The organism is Amycolatopsis sp. FU40 (genome assembly GCF_021903635.1).
Lineage (GTDB): Bacteria > Actinomycetota > Actinomycetes > Mycobacteriales > Pseudonocardiaceae > Amycolatopsis > Amycolatopsis dendrobii.
On record NZ_CP091381.1, the window covers coordinates 6,578,567 to 6,595,738 of the forward strand.

Here is a 17,172-nt window from a genome sequence, read left to right on the forward strand (position 1 = left end):
ATGCCCGACCACGACACGTTGCTGGAGCGCGTGCGGAAGCTGCTGGCCAAGGCCGAGGACCCGGCCGTCACGCCCGCCGAAGCCGAGCTGTACAACACCAAAGCGGCGCAGCTGATCGCGCGGCACGGGATCGACAACGCGATGCTGGCCGCGTCCGGTCAGAGCGGCGACGACATCACGGTGCTGAAGCTGCCGATCTCCAATCCGTACAGCCGAGACAAAGCCAGTCTGCTCACCAGCATCGCGTACCCGCTGCGCTGCCGGACCTTGCTGCACCGGGTCGGCCAAGGGGTCGAAGAGGTCACCGTGTTCGGCTTCCGCACCGACCTCGCGCGGGTCGAGTTGCTGTTCACCAGCCTGTTGCTGCAAGCGAGCACCCAGCTCACACGCGTGCGGCCGGAGGAACGGGTGTTCCGCGAATCGCTGGCGGCGTACCGGCGGACGTGGCTGCACGGGTTCGCGCGTGCAGTGCACGAGCGGCTGACCGCGGCGGAGGAGAACGCCGCGCGGACGTATTCCGATGTCGCAGGCGGGAAGTCGGCGGAGCTGGTGGTGCGGGACCGGACGGCGTTGGTGCAGCAGGCCTTCGACCGCGAGTACGGCGACCTGCGCTCGGCGGCCCCGCGACGGTTGTCGGGGTCGGGGTATCGGGAGGGGCACCGGGCCGGGACCCGGGCGAATCTCGACCCGGCGGCGCTGGGCAGGCGGCGGTCGGCGCTCCCGGTGCGCTGAACCGGTGGGCGTCGTGCTGCGCATCGAAGACCTCGCTACCCGCCCGGAGCTGCGGGTTCCCGCGCTCCAGCTGGGGTTCGTCGGCGGAGAGTTCCTCGGCCAAGGCCTCACCGCGGGGCTGGCCAGCTCGAGGCGCATCGCCCCCGAGTTCTTCCTGGTACTGCTCGACGACGGTGTTCCGGTAGCGCGAGCAGCGGCGATTCCGGTCGCTTTCCCCGCTCCAGAACGACCCGAGCTGCCGGACCACGGCTGGGACGGCGCCCTCGTCTGGGCTGCCGAAGACCACCTCGACGGACGGGAACCCACCACGCTGGTCGCGCTGGAGGTGTACGTCGCGGAATCCGCGCGCGGACAAGGCATTGCCGCGCAAGCACTCGTCGAGCTGAAGAACCGGGCGCGCCGGGCTGGGCTTTCCCGGCTGGTCGTGCCCGTGCGGCCGACCGGCAAACCACCGCTGGAGTCCATTGTGGACTATCTTGGCCGGCGCGCCGATCCCTGGCTGCGCAGTCACGAGCGACTGGGCGCGGAGTTCCGGAAGATCGCGCCGTTCGCGATGACCGTCACCGGCACGCTCGCGCAGTGGGAACAGTGGACCGGCATTCGGCTCGAAGACGGACACACCGTCGTGCCCGGCGGGATCGCGCCGGTGCTCGCGGCAACGGAACAGGATCTGGGCGTGTACGTCGAGCCGAACGTCTGGTACGAACACCCGCTCTGACTACGCCTGCTCCCACCCGGGCAGCCAAACTCCGTCGCCCGGTTCCGGCCCGGTCACCAGGTGATCGCGCAGTTTCCGCACGTCCGGATGCGCGGGCTCCCGCCGCCACAGCAGCGACATCGGGTACACCGGCGTCGGGTCGACCACCAGCACCCGGCGGAGGTCGTACTCGTCCGGCCAGAAATAGCGCGAGCCAGCGCCCACGAAGGTCGACAGGTCGGGCGAGACCGCCAGTTCGTCCAGCATCGTTTCGTTGCCGAAGACCGGGCCGGACACGTCGATGGTCAGGTCGAACGCCTCGGCCAGCTCCGCGTAGTACGCGCCCCATTCCATGCTCGCCGACAGCCCCGGCATCCAGATCCGGTGGCCGACGAGCTTCGCGATCGGCACCGAGGGCAGGTCGGCGAACGGATGGCGCGGGCCGACCAGCAGCTCGTGCGCGTCGTAGTCCACCACTCCGCTCGTCACGCCGCCTGGCAGGTCGCGCTTCGGCACACCGCGGAACGCCGCGTCGACCGAACCGGCCGCGACCGCGGCGACGGCCGCGTCGAAGCTCAGTTCGGCGCCGGTGGTCACGACCTCCAGCTCCACTTCCGGAAACGCCCGGTGGAAGCCCAGCGCGAGTTGCGCCGACTTGGTCCGCCGGTTCAGCACGTCGACCCGCAGCGGACGCTTCTCCGGCCGCACCGCGGCGAGCGCGCTTTTCTCCGCGTCGAGCAGCACGCGTGCGTGCGGCAGGAACGCCGCGCCGTCGCTGCTCAACCGGGCCCCGCGCGCGGTGCGCGTGAACAACCGCACGCCGAGCTCGCGTTCCAGCGCACCGACGCGTTTGGACACTGCTTGCTGCGTGATCCCCAGCTCCGCGGCCGCTTCCTGGAACTGCCCTCCATCCACGACGGCGACGAAGGTCCGCACGAAATCCAGCTCCACGGGGCAATCCTAAGCGCTCGCGCCGCGCGCCGCGTCGGCTTGGCTTAACCCCGCTACTTGTCTGAGGAGTTGTGCTACGCTCCGGCTCGATGTTCACGCGCTTCCTTCTCCTTCGCCGCCACGGCGGGGCCTGACCGGACCGGCCCCCCGCCGTGGGGCAAGCACGCGCGCCGGTCGGCTTCCGACCACCTGAAGGACCGCAGATGAGCACCGCTTGGAACCGGCAGCGAGCCTCCCGCATGCCGTCGTACCGCTACCGCGACGTCTACCAGCGCGTCGACGTCCCCAACGCCGGGCGCGCCTGGCCCGGCAACCGGATCACGCAAGCCCCGCTGTGGGTGCCGGTCGACCTGCGCGACGGCAACCAGGCACTCGCCGAACCGATGGACCCGGCGCGCAAACGCCGGTTCTTCGAGCTGATGATCAGCATGGGGTACAAGGAAATCGAGGTCGGCTACCCGTCCGCCTCGCAGACCGACTACGACTTCGTCCGGCTGCTCGCGGACACCGACCTGGCCCCGGACGACGTCACCATCGTCGTGTTCACCCCGGCGCGGCGCGACCTGATCGAGCGCACCGTGGAGTCCGTCCGCGGCATCCGCAATGACGTCGTGATCCACCTGTACACCGCCACCGCACCGACCTGGCGCACGGTGGTCCTCGGCCACGATCAGGCGTCGCTGAAAGAACTGATCCTCGACGGCGCCCGCGACGTTCTGCGCGCGGCCGGCGACCTGCCGAACGTCCGCTTCGAGTTCTCCCCCGAGGTCTTCAACCTCACCGAACCCGACTATGTCCTGGAAGTCTGCGACGCGGTCACCGAGACGTGGGAGGCGAGCCCGGACCGTCCGGTGATCCTGAACCTGCCGGCGACGGTCGAGATCGCGACACCCAATGTGTACGCCGACCAGATCGAGTACATGCACCGCAACCTCGCGCGCCGCGATTCGGTGATCCTTTCCGTGCACCCGCACAACGACCGCGGCACCGGTGTCGCCTGCGCCGAACTCGCCGTGCTGGCCGGGGCCGAACGCGTCGAGGGCTGCATCTTCGGCAACGGCGAGCGCACCGGCAACGTCGACCTGGCGACTCTGGCGCTCAACCTGCACGCGCAGGGCGTCGACCCGATGATCGACTTCTCGGACATCGACGAGATCCGCCGCACCGTCGAGTACTGCAACCGAATCGAGGTCCACGCCCGGCATCCGTACGTCGGCGACCTCGTGCACACCGCGTTCAGCGGCACGCATCAGGACGCGATCAAGAAGGGCTTCGCGGAGCATCACGCGCGCGCCGCGGAAACCGGCGTGCCCGCGCACGAACTGGAGTGGCGCGTCCCGTACCTGCCGATCGACCCCGCCGACCTCGGTCGCGACTACGCCGCCGTGATCCGGGTGAACTCGCAGTCCGGCAAGGGCGGAATCGCCTACCTGCTGGAAAGCGAGTACGGGATCACGCTGCCGCGCCGGCTGCAGATCGACTTCGCGCGCCGCGTCCAAGGCCACACCGACGACTCCGGCCACGAGGTGACCGCGACCGAACTGTGGCAGCTCTTCGAAGCCGCGTACCTCCAGCCGAATCCGGCGATCACGTTGTCCCGCTTCGAAAACTCCGCCGACGAGCACACCAGCATCACCCTGCGCGCCGACGGAATCGAGCACACCAGCACACACGCCGGAACCGGCCCGGTCGAAGCGCTCACCGCGGCACTCGGCGAGCACGGCCGGAAGGTGGACATCGTGGCGTTGCACCAGACGAGCATCGGCTCCGGCAACGACAGTGAAGCGTTGACTCTGCTGGAGTATCGCACTGACAGCGGTACCCAGTGGACAGCCGGGCGCGATCGTTCGGTACTCGCGGCCAGCCTGACCGCGGTAGTGAACGCGGCGTGACACCCAGCGGTGCGAGCGCGAACCGCGCTCGCACCGCCTCAGCCGCTACCGCGAAGAAACGCCAACACCGCCAGTACTCGCCGATTCCCGTCATCTGTCGGCGGGAGGTCAAGCTTCGACAGGATGCTCCCGACATGCTTGCCCACCGCGGCGTCGGACACCACCAGCCGCCGGGCGATCGAGGCGTTCGAGTGTCCCTCGGCGATCAGCGACAGGACTTCCCGTTCTCTCGCCGACAACCGGGCGATCGGGTCGGCCCGGCGGCGCAGCAGCTGGCGCACCACCTGCGGATCCACCGCCGTTCCGCCGTCCACGACCTGGCGCAGCGTCCCGACGAATTCCTCGACGTCGACCACCCGGTCCTTCAGCAGGTAGCCGACCCCGCGCCCCTCGGCGGAGTCGAGCAGGTCGGCCGCGTGGTGGTGTTCGACGTATTGGCTCAGCACCACCACGGCCAGCTCCGGTCGCGTGCGGCGCAGTTCGACCGCGGCGCGCAGCCCCTCGTCCGAATGGCCGGGCGGCATCCGGATGTCGGTGAGCACCAGGTCCGGATCGTGCTCGCGCACGGCGGCGTGCAAGCCCTCGGCATCGCCGACCGCGGCGACGACCGCGAAGCCGAACCGCTCCAGCAACCCGCACAATCCCTCGCGCAGCAGCACCTCGTCTTCGGCGAGGACGACCCGCATCGGCTCTCCGCTCAGCACGGCAGCTCCACTCGCACGACGGTCGGCCCGCCGACCGGACTGCGCACCCACATCCGGCCGCCCAGCACGGCGACCCGATCGCTCAACCCGGTGATCCCCGTGCCGCGCGACGGCTCAGCACCGCCTGCTCCGTTGTCCCATACCTCAATAGCAAGGATCCGGCCGACAATTCCGGCGGTCACCGAAGCGCAACTGGCCGCGGAATGCTTGGCGACATTGGTCAGCGACTCGGCCACCACGAAGTACGCGGTGGATTCCACCGGCTCCGGCAACCGCACCGGCACCGCCACATCGACGGTGACCGGCACCGCGCAGCCGTCGGCGAGTTCCTCCAGCGCGGCGGGCAAACCGAGTTCGGCGAGCGCGCGCGGGTGGATTCCGTTGATCAGCTCGCGCAGCTCGACCATCAGCTTCTTAGCCTGGTCGTGCGCGTCCGACACCGCCTTCGCCGCCGCGGAATCCGGCGGCAGATCGACCTTCGCGAGCCCGAGTTGCAGGCTCAGCCCGACCAGCCGCTGCTGCGCGCCGTCGTGCAGATCGCGTTCGATGCGCTTGCGTTCCGCGTCAAACGCCGACAACAGCCGGGTGCGGGATTGCGACACCTCGGTCAGCTCGCCGCGGAGCTTCTCGGCAGCCCCGTCGGTGAGCAGCGAACGGGCCAGCATCGCGTGCAGACCAGCGAACCCGGACAGCAGATAGCCCGACAGAACGAGCAGGACCGCACCGGCCAGTGCGTACGGGACCGCGCCTCCGGGAGTGGAAACCTCGGTGAAACCCACGGAAATCGTGTCGTTCGCGTTGACGAGCAACGGACTCGCCACCAGAACCGCGGCGAACAACGCGACCATGCCGGCCACTGAGTACAGCGCGGGAATCGCGGTGCACAACAGAACCGCGTAGCCGAGTTCGCGCCATGCCGCCGGCTCGGTGTACCGCGTTCGCATTCGCGGCCACCAACCCGGTTCGCTGATCGGTCCAAAGGGGACAGTCACCGGGTTGAGGTCGACCATGCGCAGCCGCTGCCGTTCGACCCCGGCCACCACCGCCGCCCACGCCGGGCCAGCGCTCAGGAACAGCAGCATGCCGAACACCGAGAACGCCGCGACGAGCGCCAGATCGGAGGTCTGCCCGTGCACGACGCGGCTGACCAGCACCGCGAGCGGCAACAGGCAGCATCCGAACGGAAGGCCGAACAGCAGCGTCATCGGGCCGGTGCTGAGCCCGTAAAGCAGCGCCCGCCACGGCCAGGAGGAAATCAGGAACTTCCGATGCGACAGGGCATCCAGCACAGTGCGCGGATTCGCGGTCGTAGAGACGGTAGCCACGAGATCCAGATTAGCCAGCGGACTGTCCGGTTTCGATCAGCTTGCCCGTAGTCTCGAGGGTAGGGCTAGGCATACCACGGCGGCAGGTTGCCCCCAGTGGACGAACCGGCGCATCCGGGTTTCGTAACTGCGGAGGTCGCCTGCCTCGATTGCCGCGGCCAACGCTTCCGCGCCCATGCTCGTCATCGTGGTGCCGAGCCCGGTATTCGGCGAGCCCGCCCACGCGTTCTCAGCCTTGACTTCAAGTTTAGTTGAAGTTTTACCTTCGACGTCGTGACCGAAACGACTGACGCCGGAGTGCGGCGCCCACCGAGATCCTTGCTGGCGACGCTGCTCGGCGTCAGCACCATGACCATCATGGCCAGCGCCACGATCACACCCGCGTTGCCGGGCATGCAACGACATTTCGCCGCCGAACCGCACGCGGAGCTCCTCGTCCGGCTGGTGCTCACCTTGCCGGGCCTGGCGATCATGGTGTCCGCACCGTTGCTCGCCAAACTGAGCGGCCGGACCGGACGCGTCCCGCTGCTGATCGGCTGCCTCGCCCTCTACACCGTCGGCGGCGGATCCGGCCTGCTGCTGGACTCCCTCCCCGCACTGCTCGTCGGACGGGCCGTGCTCGGGATCGGCATCGCCGGCATCATGACCACGTCAACCGCGTTGATCGCCGACCACCATGCCCCCGAGGAACACGGCCGTGTGCTCGGACTGCAAGGCGCGGCAATGGGTTTCGGCGGTGTCGTCGCACTGCTGCTCGGCGGCTTGCTGGCCGCGCTGGACTGGCGGGGCCCGTTCGCGATCTACCTGCTGGCGATTCCGATGCTGGCGCTCGTGCTCCGATTCGTGCCGGACGCACCCGTCCAGCCGGCCGATCCGACGGACACCACCACGGCCGCATCGCCGTGGCAGCCACGGCTGCTGGGGTTGTACGCGCTGATCTTCATCGGCGTCGTGGTCTTCTACACCGTTCCGACGCAGGCTCCGTTCTGGCTGGCCGAAGTCGGCGGCGCGGGACCAGCGGTCGCGGGAGCCTTGATCGCCGCGGTCAATCTGGTGATGACCCTGGTGGGACTGAACTTCCGGCGGCTGCGCGCTCGCTGGTCCTTTCCGATGCTGGCCATCGCGATGTTCGCCGCCTTCGCCGTCGGACTGGTCGTCCTCGGCACCGCCGGCGCGTTGTGGACGGCCGCGCTGGGCATGGTCGTGGTCGGACTCGGCGTGGGTCTGCAAAACCCGACCGTCAACGGATGGCTGGTTTCCACCGCTTCCCCCGGGGTACGGACCAGGTCACTCGGGTTGCTGACGTCCGCGTTGTTCCTCGGCCAGTTCTCGTCGCCGCTGATCGCGCAGCCGGTGATCGACGCAGTCGGGATGGGGACGACGTTCATTCTGGCCGGAGCTTTGGCCGCGGTCGTCGGCACTATCGTGGCGGCGATCCATCGGCGCTCGGCCTTGAAACGTAGTCGACGACTTGCGCGTGCGTAGCGAACCAAACCCCGTCGTGCGAAGCGATGTGCTCCAGCAGCTCGGCGAGAATCGTGATGCGGGAACGATGTCCGATGATGTGCGGGTGCATGGTGAGCTGGAAGAGCCCGCCCTCGGCCAAGGCGAGGTCGAACTCGTCGCGCCAGATCGGCAGCACTTCCCGCGGCGGGGTGTACGGGCGCTGCGAGCCGAAGCGGTTCATCGTGAAGTACGGCGCGTCGTCGCGGATCCATTCCACCGGAAGCTCGACAATGCCGGTCGGTTCGCCGTCGGCGAGGATCTCGTAGCAGTCGTTGTCCGCCATCAGCGAGGAGTCGTAAGCCAGGCCCAGTTCGCGGATGATCGCGAGGGAGCTTTCGGAGAAGTCCCACGACGGGGTGCGAATGCCGACCGGACGGGTGCCGGTGAGCCGTTCCAACGCATCGGCGGCCCGGAACGTGAGGTCACGTTCCGCAAGAGACGGCAGTTGCGCATTGCTTTCGTGGATCCAGCCGTGCAACGCGACCTCGTGTCCGGCCTCCACATAGGACTGTGCCTCGCCGTCGTGCAGCAACCCCGACACCGCGGGCATGAAGAACGTCGACGGCGCCCCGAACCGCTCAAGCAGCTTCAGCACCCGCGGCACGCCGACCCGCGAGCCGTACTCGCCTTGCGACAGCTTGCCCGGCAGCACCTGGCCGTCGCGCAGCGAGATCGTCTCGTGGTCGGAGTCGAACGACAACGCCACGGCCACTCGCGCCCCGCCCGGCCAGGATTCCGGCCGCAACGGCCGGCCGGCACGCACGCGACCGACGTGGTTGCGCCAGGTCTGCTCGCTCCACTGCCACGGTTCGGTCATGCTTCCTCCCCCTGTGCCGCGAGGCTTCATCGTATCGCTGTGCCACCGACCAAGAGGCCTACAAGCCGGCCAGTGGCGTCCGGAAGCCAGCAAGGCGGCTCATGGTCGGGTCGCGGCACCTGGACCAGGGAGGCATTCGCGCGCGACGGAGCCGCCGTGCTGGCCGCCGAGCCGGTCGAATCCACCGTCGTAGCAGGCGGTCGAGACCGCTACGGCGACCGGAACTACGCCCGCCGTCCGCCGTCGACCGACAGCGTCGCCCCGGTGACGTACGACGCGGCGTCCGAACAAAGCCAGACCACGGCCGCGGCGGCTTCCTCCGGAGTGGCCAGCCTGCCGAGCGGAGTGATCGCCTCCTGCCGGGCGATCATTCCGGGGTCGCCGGCCCACTTGTCGAACCCCGGCGTCCGCGTCGGCCCCGGGCACACCGCGTTGACGCGGATGCCGTCCGCCGCGTAGTCGACCGCCGCGACCTTGGTCAGGCCCACTATCCCGTGCTTCGCCGCGACGTAAGCCGGCGCGTTCGGGATCGCGTACAACCCGCCGTTGGACGCGACGTTCACGATCGCGCCGCCCTTCAGGTGCGGCAGTTCGTACTTCATGCAGAGGAAGGTCCCGGACAGATTCACCTGCACGACGCGCTCGAACTCAGCGAGAGTCAACTGGTCGACGCGTTTGCGCGACGACAATCCGGCGTTGTTCACCGCGAAGTCGAGCCCGCCGTACGCCTCGACCGTCTGCTTGACCGCGGCCTGCACTGACGGCTCGTCGGCGATGTCGACCTGTACGGCGAGCGCTTCCCCGCCGTCCTCCTTGATCAATTCGACGGTTTCCGCCGCGGCCGCCGCGTCGATGTCCAGCACGCCCACCGCTGCCCCGGTGCGCGCGAACTCGATCGCCGCCGCCCGGCCGATCCCGCTGCCCGCACCGGTGACGAGCCCACGCCGCCGGTTCACGACAGCGACTCGTGGTTCGCCCAGGCCACGCGGTACGAATGCCGCGCCTGCCACCGCTCGATCACCTCGTGCAGTTCGGGTGCGGTGAAGCTCTTGGCCAGCGTGTCGAGGTCGGCGAGGGTGACCTGGACGATCGCCGTCGCGATGAGCGCCGGGATGGCGTCTTCACCGGGGATCGGCAGGTGCCGCCGGGTCTGCACCGACTCGGCGAACCGGGTCGCCAGCATGGCCTGTTTGATATCGCTGAGGTACTGATCCAGCTCACTGTCGGGGAGCGGCTGGTCGAACGAAACAATCATCGTGTGCGTGATCATGCTTCAAGTTTTGCCCCGGTGCCGACTGGACGTCCAAGACCGATTCGCTATTTGGCGATAACCTGGAGGCATGGCTGAACTGGGAACGCGCGAACTCGAGTACTTCCTGGCAGTCGCCAGCGAGCTGCACTTCGGCCGCGCCGCGGTGCGGCTGTCGATCGCCCAGCCCGCGCTCTCGAAGGCGATCCAGCGCATCGAAACCCGGCTCGGCGTGCAACTGTTCGCCCGCTCGAGCCGCCACGTCGAACTCACCGCGGCCGGCGAGGCACTCCAGGAACACGGACGGCACGCGCTCAACGCGGTCAGCGCCGCCGCCCGCAACGCCCGCCGCGCCGGCGAAAGCCACCTGCGCCTGGTGCTCAAACCGGGCGGCGACGCCGGGCTGCTGTCCGGAATCCTCGCCGAGTACTCCCGTCATCCCGACGCGCACCAGGTCGACATCCTCTTCAGCGGCCCCGCCGACCGTGCCGACTTTCTCCTCAGCGGCCGCGCGGACGTCGGCCTCCTGTTCGTCCCGTTCGACAACCTGACCGGGCTTGCCTACGAAACCCTGCACGCCGAGGACCGGGTGGCCATCGTCCCCAGCACGCACCGGCTGGCACAGCACGCGTCCGTCCGGCTGTCCGATTTGGACGGAGAAACGCTCCCGTCGTGGAAGGGCGTGCCCGGCGTCGACGGAACCGGCCCGGAGGTGGCGGACGTGGTCCAGCTGCTGCACCTCATCTCGCTGGAGCGGATGGTCGGCGTACTGCCGCGATCGCTGGTCGACCAGGTCCCGCCGGGCGTCGTCTGCGTGCCGATCGGGGACGCGCCGCCCAGTCAGCTGGTGCTCGCCTGGAACGAGCAGGACCGGCGGCCGCAGGTAGCTTCGTTCGTGAACGCGGCGCTAGATTCGGTGCGCTGAAGCTCGTTTGAAGGCCGCCAGCAGCAACGCGGCTACCGCGATGGCGTACCCGATGGTGCTCAGCAGAGCGGTCGTCCGCGGAATGTCCATGTCCCGCGCGTGAAACCAGCCAACCCAGACATAGGTGACCAGCGCACCCGCCGCGAGCGCGAGCCGGTGCGGCGCGCCCCAGCCGGCAGACCGGCACCACCGGAACACCAGCGCGACCGCCGCCGCGACCAGCACGCACCAGCCCGCCGCGACCGCCGGTTGCGGAACCCCGTCCGGCAGGAATTCCCGGCACCACACCAGGCTCGTCGCCCCGAACGCCGCGACCCCCACGACCGCGGGTGCGGGAGCGACGCCGTCCCGGCGCGGCACCGGCCTCCTGCCCAGCCAAAATCCCAGCGCGACCAACCCGGCGACGGCCGCGCCCGCCCAACCCAGCTGACCCGCCGAAGCCACGAACCCCGTCGAGGCGATCTGCATCGCGCACAACGCCGCCGACCCGGCCGCGAAGACCACCGCGACCACTGGCAGTCCGGCTTTGCCCAGCCACGGCTGAGTGCGTTCCCGGCAGAACGCTTCCACGATGGCGATCGGCACGCAGATGCTCCAGACCGGGTGCATGGTCAGCACGTCCTGAAGCAGCTGAACACTCGTGCCCAGCGCCGGGACGTACGTTTCGGAGTAGACGGCCGCGAGGTCGAATCCGCCGTAAGCCGGGTTCCACAGCATCATGTCGATCGGTCCCTCCTCCAGCAGCGCGTACGCCGCCGCGAACGGGACGATCGCCGCCCAGTCGCGCCCGGTGCGTCGCGCGACCTCGCGGATCAGCAGCGCGCCACCGCCGTACATCGGCGCGAACAGGAAGAGCGAGCCGACGTCGGTCACCGGCGTGTTGCCCAGCAGGTACTCGCCGACCAGCGGAGCGAGAAAGAAGAGTGCGATTGCCTGCCTGACCACGCGAACCAGGCTAGAGCGGCCGAGCAGGCGAAACATCCGCCCGCGGTCGATCGCCGATAGCCGCCGGGCTAATTGCGTTCAGTCCTGTGGCCAGGAGTGTCATGCTGGTTCGGTGGAGGACATCATCGCAGCGGTCGGCCCCCGGCTCCGCCATTTCCGTCGGCAACGGAACCGCACCCTGGACGAACTGTCGAACGCGACCGGCATCTCCATCAGCACTCTTTCCCGGCTCGAATCCGGCCAGCGCAAGGCCACCCTCGAACTGCTGCTCCCCATCGCCCGCGCGCACCGCGTCCCGCTGGACGAACTGGTCGGCACCGCCCCGCTGCACCCGGTCACCCGCGGCGACCGGACCGTCGTGCCGCTCACCCGGCAACCCGGCCGGCTGCAATCGCTCAAGATGATCTTCGACGCCACCCCATGCGAACCCGATCCGCGCACGCATCCAGGCCACGAGTGGTTCTGCGTGCTCAGCGGCAAGGGCAGGCTCGTGCTCGGCGAACACGACGTCGTCCTGAAAGCGGGCGAGGTCGCCGAATTCGACACCCGGATCCCGCATTGGTTCGGCAGCACCGGAGAGGGTCCGGTCGAAATCCTCAGCATGTTCGGCAAGCAGGGCGAGCGCATCCGCGTCCGGGCCACCACGCGCTGATTGCTCCACTCGGCGGAATAACACTGGGCACCGGGGAAAACCTATGCCCCCGCTGACCTGCGCCGACCCGAACACACCGTCGAAAGTCGGTGCCTAGCAACGAAAATCCCGACTTAACATCCGTGTCCCGCGGACGGACACTCTCTTCCCTCCGCGCGTTTCCTTCGCCCACGACGAGGAGATGCATCGATGCGGAAACTCTTTGCCCTGCTCACTTCCGCCCTGGCGGCCGCGGCCGTCGTCGCCGGCAGCCCGCCGGTCTCCGCGGCTCCGGACAGCGGGGTGGTGCCCGGGCTGACCGGGGCCGCCGCGAAAGCCGCCGCCGGGACCGCCGCAGACAAGTTCCTCCAGTTGCGCCGCGAAAAAGCCGGCCGCTCCGTCAAGCCGCGGATCGACGCGCAGCAGCACACCTTCTGGGGCCCTGAACCGCAGTTGTCCAGCGGCGCGGACGGAATTCTCGTCACGCACAGTGTCGTTCCCGACCTCCGCCTCTCCAACAGCGCGGACGTCGTCTACGCCCCGACGGTCAAGCCGACCGGCCATTCCTGCATCGAGGTCGTCACCGCGTACGGACTCGACCAGGGCGGTCAGGTCTGGGCCTGGGACTGGTGCGGGACGATCGGACCGGCGAAGGTCGTCCCGCTGGACAGCTCGTTCCTCGGCAACTACACGTCCACAGTGGACGGACACCCGGCGTTCACCGTGCAAGAGGTCCAGACCGACGCGGGCAGCAACCGCTGGACCGCCTCGCTCTACAACGTGAAGACCGGCAAGTGGGACGACCTGTTCTCGCAAAGCGGGAGCGACCAGAGCACTCTCAACGAGGGCTGGGACATCTTCGAGCTGTACTCGACCGTCGACCCGTCGACCGGCCAGGCGTACTACTGCTCGGACGCCAAGGGCAAGGTGTTCGAATCCAGCCAGCTGCAACTGCGCATCGGCGGCCAGTGGACGCCCGCGACGGAGTCGAACTCGCCGCTGCAGCCGACCGCCAACCCGAACCCCAGTGACTACAGCTGCTCGTCGCTGCAGTTCGAGGTGCCGACGCCGAACAGCAACTGGCGCGTCACCGTCTAGGCCCCGGCCGGCAGGAGTGCGTGCCACCAGCGGTCGAACGCGGCACTGCACCCCTGCCGGTCGGCGTAATCCCGGGTCACCTTCCGGGATATCTCGCCTGCCCGGTCCGCGACCGCCGTGCCCGGCCGGTAGCACAACCGCAGCTCCTGCCACAGCGGCGCGTCCTCGATCGCCCGCACCACGATCCCGCCGTGGCGGTCCTCCCGAGTCGCCAACGCCGGCGCGACCGCCATGCCCTCGCGGACCAAATCCAGCAGCGTAGCCAGGCACTGCGGCCGATGCGGCTGATCGAGCACGACCCCGCGCTGCCGGCAGACCTCCTGCAAGTACACCGACCACCGCGTCGTCCACGGCGGATCGTCCGCCCAGGGATACGCGGCCAGCTCCGCCAGCGGTATCTCCCCGCTGGAAGCCAGCGGATGATCTTCCGCGAGAATCACGAAGACCGGCTCCCGCGCCTGCACGACGACGCTCTCGACGCCGTCCGGAACGATCCGATCCGGAAGCGGCGCAAGGTAAACCAGCGCGAGATCCAGTTCCCCGTCCGCGAGCGCCGCCAACGTCCGTGCCTCGTCCTGCTCTTCGTGCACTCGGACCGCGGGACACCACGGCTGATCCCGCAACCACCTCGCCAACGCGAGATGCAAAAACCCGCTGTACCCGCCTAGACGCATCGCCCCAGCCGGCTCCCGCCGCGCGCCCGCCCGCTCGGTCAGCGCCGACATCCCCGCCAGCACCGCGCGCGCGTCCGCGACGACGTCCTCCCCGAGCGGCGTCGGCACACATCCCGTCGGCGAGCGTGCGAACAAACTCCCGCCGACCGACCGTTCGACGCGCCGCAGCAACCCGGACAACGCCGGTTGAGACACGTGCAACGCCTTGGCCGCGCGAACGAGACTGTGCGCGTCGGCGATGGCCACGAGCGCACGCAGGTGGCGCAGTTCCAGCTCCATGACTCCTCCGGCCGCCGCCCCTCTCGCCTGGTCACTGTAACGCCGTAGATCGCGGGGAATTACCGACGCGAGTCGGTACTCGACCGCGAAGGCGCCGCCGCCGCCGGACACGCAGGTCAGTACCGGTGTCCGATGAGGCACCCCTCGACCGATTTAGTTGACCTCTCCACCATCCAGGCCCGACGCTCTGGTCCCGTAATCCAGCACAGCGAAGGGGATTTTCCGTGACGGCAAGGACACGCGCCGCCCTGGTGCCAGCGATCCTGTTGAGCCTCGCGGCGTGCGGCTCGACTGACGTGGCCGGTACGCCCGGACCGGCGGCCCCGCCACCGAGCACCGCCCCCAAGCCGTCCGAAGCGGAGCCCGCGTCCGGTGCCCCGGCCTATCAGACCGCGGTCGAACGCTGGGTCACCCAGATCCTGCAGAAGCACTACGAGAAAGCCTGCCTGTCCAGCGCTCCGGTGCTGCCGCCCGGCAAAGACGCCAAGACGCTGTGCAAGAGCCCCGCGGCGCGCAAGAGCGCCGAGTCGCTGCACGACGCCTGGGCCAAGCCCGGCGTCACCTTGCCGCCGCAGGGGAAAGTCACCGTGGACGAGGTCAGCACGTCCGGAGACCAGGTCACCGTGCCCGACACCGCGGTCAAGCTCGACGGACGCACCCTGCGCAGCCTCGAACTCATCGGATCCACCGGCAACACGAGTTCGTTCAGCCTCGCCTTCAAGGTTCAGAAGCACGAGGGAGCCTGGTACGTGCAGGGCTTCGACCTCAACGCCTGATCCCGACTTTCGTCGGTCCGATAGGTCTGGACAACTTCGCAAGTGGTCTAGACAATAGCTAGCCAGGGGGTCGCATCGGACCGGAGGAACCGCAATGAAGCGTGCTCGTTTCCTCGTCGTGCTCCTGCTGGCCGCAGCCGGACTTGTCGTCGGCGGGCCGGCGCAGGCGGCGAACCTGCTCGCCAACCCCGGTTTCGAAGCCGGTTCGACATCCGGCTGGACCTGCCCGGCAGGCACCGCGGTGAAGACGCCGGTGCACTCGGGAACCTACGCGCTGGCCGTTACGCCAGGCGCTTCCGACCAGGGCCAATGCACTCAAACCGTGTCCGTGCGCCCCAGCACGACCTACTCGGTTTCCGCCTGGGTGCAAGGCGCGCCGGTCTACCTCGGCGTCACCGGCGGCTCGTCCACTTGGACCAACGCCTCCGCGTACAGCCAGCTTTCGCTGTCCTTCACCACCTCCGCGAACCAGACGTCCGCTGAGCTGTACCTGCACGGCTGGTACGGCGCAGGCACGTACTACGCCGACGACGTAGTCCTCGACGGTCCCGGCGGCGACACCCCCGGCGGACCCGGCGTCCCGGGAACCCCGACTGTCGGCACCGTCTCCGACACATCGATCGCGTTGAGCTGGGGCGCAGCCGCGGGCACCGTCACCGGCTACCGCGTCTACGAAGACAACGCCCTGCGCGCCACCGTGCCCGGAACGTCCACGACGCTTTCCGGCCTGACCGCCTGCACCTCGCACAGCTACTCGGTCACCGCGTACAACGACAAGGCCGAATCCGCCCACACCCCCGCGGTTTCCGCGACCACCAGCGGTTGCACCAGCGCAGGCCTGCCGAAACACGCACTGATCGGCTACGTCCACGCAAGCTTCGCGAACGGCTCGGGATACCTGAAGCTCGCCGACGTCCCGAACGCATGGGACATCATCGACCTGGCCTTCGCCGAACCAACCTCGGTGACCTCCGGCGACGTCCGCTTCAACCGCTGCTCCGCCACCGAATGCCCCGGCGTGGAAAGCGACGCGGACTTCATCGCGGCGATCCGCGCGAAGCAGGCGCAAGGCAAGAAGGTCCTGATCTCGATCGGCGGCCAGAACGGCGAAGTCCAGCTCACGACCACCGCCGCCCGCGACAACTTCGTCAACTCGGTCTCGGCGATCATCGACAAGTACGGCTTGGACGGCCTGGACGTCGACTTCGAAAGCCAGTCCCTGTCCCTGAACTCGGGCGACACGGACTTCCACAACCCGACCACGCCGGTGATCGTCAACTTGATCGCCGCGCTGAAGACCTTGAAAGCCCGCTACGGAGCCAAATTCGTCCTGACGATGGCCCCCGAAACCTTCTTCGTCCAGGTGGGCTACCAGTTCTACGGCGGCGCAGGCGGCGGCGACAGCCGAACCGGGGCCTACCTGCCGGTCATCTACGCCATGCGCGACGACCTCACGGTGCTGCACGTCCAGGACTACAACTCCGGCCCAGTCATGGGATTGGACAACCAGTACCACACCATGGGCGGCGCGGACTTCCTGATCGCGATGACCGACATGCTGAAGTCCGGTTTCAAGGTCGCGAACACCGGCCAGACCTTCCCCGGCCTCCGCGAGGACCAAATCGCCGTCGGCCTGCCCGCGGCCGTCAGCGCAGGCAACGGCTACGTCTCCCCGACCGAAGTCCAAACCGCCGTAACCTGCCTGGCCCACGGAACCGGCTGCGGGTCCTACGCCCTGCGCGGCGGACCGTCACCCGCGCTGCGAGGATTGATGACCTGGTCGGTGAACTGGGATCGGTACTACAAATGGGAGTTCCAGAACGCTCATCGACCGTTCTTGGACGGACTCGGCTGAGGTCCCCGTACGTCAGCCACGTACGGGGACCTGGCGGCAACCCCTCGGTGTTCGCCTTGACGGCAACGGTCGCCCTCGCTTCGCCTTGTTCGGACTCGTGCCCTCCGATCAGCCTG

Annotated in this window: 17 protein-coding genes; 9 read left to right on the plus strand and 8 right to left on the minus strand. The window is 68.7% G+C overall.

Annotated elements, in window-relative coordinates:
- Together L3Q65_RS30730 and L3Q65_RS30735 are read left to right on the plus strand one after the other, a co-directional pair.
- A complete protein-coding gene (locus L3Q65_RS30730; protein ID WP_037811165.1) occupies nt 1–732 on the plus strand; it encodes a DUF2786 domain-containing protein in 732 nt (243 codons plus the stop codon).
- A gap of 13 nt (nt 733–745) precedes the next feature.
- On the plus strand, nt 746–1,450 hold the full coding sequence (locus L3Q65_RS30735; RefSeq protein ID WP_237600959.1) for a GNAT family N-acetyltransferase: 705 nt from the start codon (nt 746–748) through the stop codon (nt 1,448–1,450).
- On the opposite strand, the gene L3Q65_RS30740 is transcribed toward L3Q65_RS30735, so the two are convergent.
- Nucleotides 1,451–2,380 carry a LysR family transcriptional regulator gene (locus tag L3Q65_RS30740; RefSeq protein WP_237597300.1) on the minus strand — a complete coding sequence of 310 codons (930 nt, stop codon included), beginning with the start codon at nt 2,378–2,380 and terminating at the stop codon, nt 1,451–1,453.
- A 203-nt stretch (nt 2,381–2,583) separates the two neighbouring features.
- Between L3Q65_RS30740 and L3Q65_RS30745 the strand changes: the two genes are divergently transcribed.
- Nucleotides 2,584–4,272: a 2-isopropylmalate synthase gene (locus L3Q65_RS30745; RefSeq protein WP_182889740.1), complete on the plus strand. Its 1,689-nt coding sequence runs from the start codon at nt 2,584–2,586 to the stop codon at nt 4,270–4,272.
- Nucleotides 4,273–4,310: 38 nt separating this feature from the next.
- Here the strand turns inward: L3Q65_RS30745 and L3Q65_RS30750 are convergent, their stop codons facing one another.
- Both L3Q65_RS30750 and L3Q65_RS30755 read right to left on the minus strand, forming a co-directional pair.
- Nucleotides 4,311–4,958: a response regulator transcription factor gene (locus tag L3Q65_RS30750; protein WP_182890222.1), complete on the minus strand. Its 648-nt coding sequence runs from the start codon at nt 4,956–4,958 to the stop codon at nt 4,311–4,313.
- An 11-nt stretch (nt 4,959–4,969) separates the two neighbouring features.
- Entirely contained in the window at nt 4,970–6,301 is a 1,332-nt protein-coding gene (locus L3Q65_RS30755; RefSeq protein ID WP_220506753.1) for a sensor domain-containing protein, read from the minus strand.
- 273 nt (nt 6,302–6,574) lie between these two features.
- Here L3Q65_RS30755 and L3Q65_RS30760 point away from each other — a divergent pair, with 273 nt between their 5' ends.
- The gene (locus L3Q65_RS30760) at nt 6,575–7,786 is read left to right on the plus strand and encodes an MFS transporter (protein ID WP_182889739.1); all 1,212 of its coding nucleotides are present in this window, start codon (nt 6,575–6,577) and stop codon (nt 7,784–7,786) included.
- Here L3Q65_RS30760 and L3Q65_RS30765 read toward each other — a convergent pair.
- From L3Q65_RS30765 to L3Q65_RS30775, 3 genes are all read right to left on the minus strand, one after another.
- Nucleotides 7,722–8,624 carry a polysaccharide deacetylase gene (locus tag L3Q65_RS30765; RefSeq protein WP_182889738.1) on the minus strand — a complete coding sequence of 301 codons (903 nt, stop codon included), beginning with the start codon at nt 8,622–8,624 and terminating at the stop codon, nt 7,722–7,724. The genes L3Q65_RS30760 and L3Q65_RS30765 overlap by 65 nt on opposite strands.
- Nucleotides 8,625–8,848: 224 nt before the next feature.
- Nucleotides 8,849–9,580 carry an SDR family NAD(P)-dependent oxidoreductase gene (locus L3Q65_RS30770; protein WP_237597301.1) on the minus strand — a complete coding sequence of 244 codons (732 nt, stop codon included), beginning with the start codon at nt 9,578–9,580 and terminating at the stop codon, nt 8,849–8,851.
- On the minus strand, nt 9,577–9,894 hold the full coding sequence (locus L3Q65_RS30775; protein ID WP_237597302.1) for a hypothetical protein: 318 nt from the start codon (nt 9,892–9,894) through the stop codon (nt 9,577–9,579). The genes L3Q65_RS30770 and L3Q65_RS30775 overlap by 4 nt, the downstream gene beginning before the upstream one ends.
- A 70-nt stretch (nt 9,895–9,964) precedes the next feature.
- Between L3Q65_RS30775 and L3Q65_RS30780 the strand changes: the two genes are divergently transcribed.
- Nucleotides 9,965–10,798, plus strand: a complete 834-nt coding sequence (locus tag L3Q65_RS30780; protein ID WP_237597303.1) for a LysR family transcriptional regulator — start codon at nt 9,965–9,967, stop codon at nt 10,796–10,798.
- On the opposite strand, the gene L3Q65_RS30785 is transcribed toward L3Q65_RS30780, so the two are convergent.
- The gene (locus tag L3Q65_RS30785; protein ID WP_237597304.1) at nt 10,781–11,743 is read right to left on the minus strand and encodes a hypothetical protein; all 963 of its coding nucleotides are present in this window, start codon (nt 11,741–11,743) and stop codon (nt 10,781–10,783) included. The two genes, L3Q65_RS30780 and L3Q65_RS30785, sit on opposite strands and share 18 nt — an antisense overlap.
- Nucleotides 11,744–11,855: 112 nt before the next feature.
- Between L3Q65_RS30785 and L3Q65_RS30790 the strand changes: the two genes are divergently transcribed.
- Nucleotides 11,856–12,395 carry a helix-turn-helix domain-containing protein gene (locus tag L3Q65_RS30790; protein WP_182889734.1) on the plus strand — a complete coding sequence of 180 codons (540 nt, stop codon included), beginning with the start codon at nt 11,856–11,858 and terminating at the stop codon, nt 12,393–12,395.
- Nucleotides 12,396–12,584: 189 nt separating this feature from the next.
- The gene (locus tag L3Q65_RS30795; RefSeq protein ID WP_182889733.1) at nt 12,585–13,472 is read left to right on the plus strand and encodes a carbohydrate-binding protein; all 888 of its coding nucleotides are present in this window, start codon (nt 12,585–12,587) and stop codon (nt 13,470–13,472) included.
- Here L3Q65_RS30795 and L3Q65_RS30800 read toward each other — a convergent pair.
- Nucleotides 13,469–14,425: a LysR family transcriptional regulator gene (locus tag L3Q65_RS30800; RefSeq protein ID WP_182889732.1), complete on the minus strand. Its 957-nt coding sequence runs from the start codon at nt 14,423–14,425 to the stop codon at nt 13,469–13,471. The two genes, L3Q65_RS30795 and L3Q65_RS30800, sit on opposite strands and share 4 nt — an antisense overlap.
- Nucleotides 14,426–14,649: 224 nt before the next feature.
- Here L3Q65_RS30800 and L3Q65_RS30805 point away from each other — a divergent pair, with 224 nt between their 5' ends.
- Nucleotides 14,650–15,201 carry a hypothetical protein gene (locus L3Q65_RS30805; protein WP_237597305.1) on the plus strand — a complete coding sequence of 184 codons (552 nt, stop codon included), beginning with the start codon at nt 14,650–14,652 and terminating at the stop codon, nt 15,199–15,201.
- Between the two features lie 94 nt (nt 15,202–15,295).
- Nucleotides 15,296–17,056 carry a chitinase gene (locus L3Q65_RS30810; RefSeq protein ID WP_237597306.1) on the plus strand — a complete coding sequence of 587 codons (1,761 nt, stop codon included), beginning with the start codon at nt 15,296–15,298 and terminating at the stop codon, nt 17,054–17,056.
- Nucleotides 17,057–17,172: the final 116 nt, after the last annotated feature.